The organism is Streptomyces sp. BV286 (assembly GCF_019090165.1).
Taxonomy (GTDB): Bacteria; Actinomycetota; Actinomycetes; order Streptomycetales; family Streptomycetaceae; genus Streptomyces.
In genome coordinates, this window is record NZ_JAHRIB010000188.1 from 1 (window position 1) to 3,688 (window position 3,688).

General features: G+C 69.1%; 1 protein-coding gene. It reads left to right on the forward strand.

All coding sequences use genetic code 11. The features are described 5' to 3' along the window. Positions 1 to 3,688 (forward strand): type I polyketide synthase (locus tag KUF83_RS36270; RefSeq protein WP_217459309.1); only part of this gene is annotated, 3,688 nt, incomplete at both ends.

Sequence of the window (3,688 nt, forward strand, 5' to 3'; positions counted from 1 at the left end):
TCCCGTTCTCGTGGTCGGGGGTGTCGTTGTTTGCGGTGGGTGCGTCGGTGTTGCGGGTGTGTGTGCGGCATGTGGCGCGGGATCGGGTGTCGTTGTGGGTTGCTGATGGTGTGGGTGTGCCGGTGGCGGTGGTGGAGTCGCTGGTGTTGCGGGCGATTTCGTCGGGTCAGGTGGGGGCTGCTGGTGGGGTGCCGGTGGTGGCTGGTGGTGGGTTGTTCGAGGTGGTGTGGTCGCCCGTTGCCGGTGCTGTGGCCGGCGTGGGCGGTGTCGGAAGTGGTGTGAGTGGTGGGGCGCCGGGTGTGCTGGTGCTGGAGGGTGAGCGTTTGGGTTTGGCGGGCGCGGAGCTGGAGCGTGTGCTGGCCTGGTTGCAGGAGGGTGTGTCGGGTGTGGGGGGTGCTGGTTCTCGTGTGGTGGTGACGCGGGGGGCGGTGTCTGTGGGTGTGGGTGGTGTGGTGGATGTGGTGTCGGCTGGGGTGTGGGGGTTGGTGCGGTCGGCGCAGGCGGAGCATCCGGGTCGGTTTGTGTTGGTGGATGTGGGTGTGGAGGGGGATGTTGAGGCGGGTGTGCGGGCTGCTCTGGTGTCGGGGGAGGAGCAGGTCGCTGTCCGTGGCGGTGAGGTTTTCGTTCCTCGTCTGACGCGGGTGGCCTCGGGTGGTGGGGTGACGTCGTGGGGTGCCAGTGCCAGTGCCAGTGCCAGTGCTGGTGGTGGTGTGGTGTTGGTGACGGGTGGTACGGGTGGTCTGGGTGCGGTGGTGGCCCGGCATCTGGTGGTGTCGCATGGTGTGGAGCGTCTGGTGTTGCTGTCGCGGCGGGGTCAGGATGCGCCGGGTGCGGCTGAACTCGTTGCTGAGCTTGCGGACTTGGGTGCCCGGGCGGATGTGGTGGCGTGTGATGTGAGTGATCGTGCTGCGTTGGCTGCTGTGGTGGATGGTCTGGGTTCGGAGTTGTCGGCGGTGGTGCACACGGCCGGTGTGGTCGATGACGGTGTGCTGGAGTCGCTGACGCCGGAGCGGTTGGATGGTGTGCTGGGTCCGAAGGCGGATGCTGCGTGGTATCTGCATGAGTTGACGCGGGAGTTGGACCTTTCCGCCTTTGTGTTGTTCTCGTCGTTGTCGGGGACGGTGGGTGGTGCGGGGCAGGGCAACTACGCGGCGGCGAATGCGTATCTGGACGGGTTGGCGGAGTATCGGCGGGGGTTGGGACTGCCCGCGACCTCACTGGCCTGGGGACTCTGGGAAGAGACCGGGCGCGGGGGAATGACGGAGTCTCTCGGCGACACGGACCGCAACCGTATGGCCCGCGGCGGCGTGCTTCCGCTGTCGGTGGAGAATGGCCTGGCGCTGTTCGACGCCGCGTTGGCGACAGGCAAGGTGACTCTGGCACCCGCGCACCTGGACATCGCGGCTCTGGGTGCGCACACCGATGAACTTCCCCCGGTCTTCCGCGATGTGGTCCGTACACCTCGACGCCGTACGGCGGGAGGGCGGACGACCGGATCCGGCGGCGGCCTTGCCGAGCGGTTGGTGGGGCTGTCGGCGGGGGAGCGTCGGGCGCTGGTGCTCGGCGTGGTGCGGGGTCAGGTGGCGCAGGTGCTGGGGTACGCGTCGGCGGAGCTGGTTGAGCCGGGGCGCGCGTTCCAGGATCTGGGCTTCGATTCGCTGACAGCGGTGGAACTGCGGAACAGCCTCAGCGCGGAGGCGGGGGTGCGGTTGCCGGCGACGCTCGTCTTCGACTATCCGTCCACCGACGCACTGGCGGACTTCCTCCTCGCCGAGGTCTCGGGCGGAGCCGTCGAAACGGAACCCACGCGGCCGGTGTTCGCATCCGGCCGCGGGGACGACGACCCGATCGTCATCGTCGGGATGGGCTGCCGCTACCCCGGCGGAGTCCGCTCCCCGGAGGACCTGTGGCGGTTGGTCGCCGAGGGCCGGGACGCCATCTCGGAGTTCCCGACCGACCGTGGATGGGACCTGGACGCGATCTACCACCCGGATCCCGATCACGTCGGAACGAGCTACACCCGCGAGGGCGGATTCCTGCATGACGCGGGTGATTTCGACGCGGAGTTCTTCGGGATCTCGCCGCGTGAGGCCATCGTCATGGATCCGCAGCAGCGGCTCCTGCTGGAGACGGCCTGGGAGGCGTTCGAGCAGGCGGGCATCGTCCCCGCCGACCTCAAGGGCAGCCAGACCGGCGTCTTCGCAGGCGTCATGTATCACGACTACGGCACCCGTATCGTCGACATCCCCGAAGGCGCCGAGGGCTATCTGGGCACCGGTATCTCCGGCAGCGTCGTCTCCGGCCGTGTCGCCTACACGCTCGGCCTGGAGGGCCCGGCCGTCACGATCGACACCGCCTGCTCCTCCTCGCTCGTAGCCCTCCACTCCGCAGCCCACGCCCTGCGCCAGGGCGAGTGCACGATGGCCATCGCCGGTGGCGTGACCGTCATGGCCGGTCCGGACACCTTCATCGACTTCAGCCGTCAGCGCGGCCTGGCCGCGGACGGGCGTTGCAAGGCGTTCTCCGCCGACGCGGACGGCACGGGCTGGTCCGAGGGTGTGGGTGTCCTCGTTCTGGAGCGGTTGTCGGATGCGCGGCGCAACGGTCACGAGGTGCTGGCCGTGGTGCGGGGTTCGGCGTTGAACCAGGATGGTGCGAGTAATGGTCTGACGGCTCCGAACGGTCCGTCGCAGCAGCGGGTGATCCGTCAGGCGCTGGCGAGTGCCGGACTCTCGGCCTCTGAGGTCGACGCCGTCGAGGCGCATGGCACAGGTACGACCCTTGGTGACCCGATCGAGGCGCAGGCGGTGCTCGCGACCTACGGTCAGGGTCGGGACGAAGGCCAGCCGCTGTGGCTCGGGTCCTCGAAGTCGAACCTCGGTCATACGCAGGCGGCCGCGGGTGTGGCCGGTGTGATCAAGATGGTGATGGCGATGCGGGCGGGCGTCCTGCCCAAGACCCTGCATGTCAGCGAGCCTTCGCCGCACGTGGACTGGTCCGTCGGCGCGGTCGAGTTGCTGAGCGAGGCGCGGGAGTGGCCGCAGAACGGTCGGCCGCGCCGGGCCGGCGTCTCCTCCTTCGGCGTGAGCGGGACGAACGCCCACGTCATCGTGGAGCAGGCACCGCAGGACGAACCGTCCGCCGGCGCGGCGGGCACGCCCGAGCCGCCGGAGACGGCCCGGACGACGGACGTCCCCGTGCCGTGGGTCGTGTCGGGGCGCACCGAGGACGCCGTGCGGGATCAGGCCCGGCGCCTCCTCGCGCACGTCGGCCACTCCGACGATTCCGCTCCCCGCGACATCGCACGGGCTCTCCTGACCACCCGCACCCTGTTCAACCACCGGGCCGTCGTCGTCGCCTCCGAGCGGCAGGACCTTCTCGCCGCACTCGAAGCACTCGCCGAAGGCCGTCCCACAGCCGGCCTGGTGCAGGGAACTGCCTCCGCGTCGAGCAAGTTGGCGTTCTTGTTCACGGGTCAGGGTGCTCAGCGGGTGGGGATGGGGCGGGAGTTGGCTGCGTCGTTCCCGGTGTTCGGGGAGTCGTTGGAGCGGTCGTGTGATCTGTTGGATGTTGGTCTGGAGGGTCTGGATCTTTCGTTGCGGGAGGTGTTGTTCGCGGAGCCGGGGAGTGCTGCGGCTGCTCTGTTGACGCGGACGGTGTATGCGCAGGCTGCTCTGTTCGCGGTCGA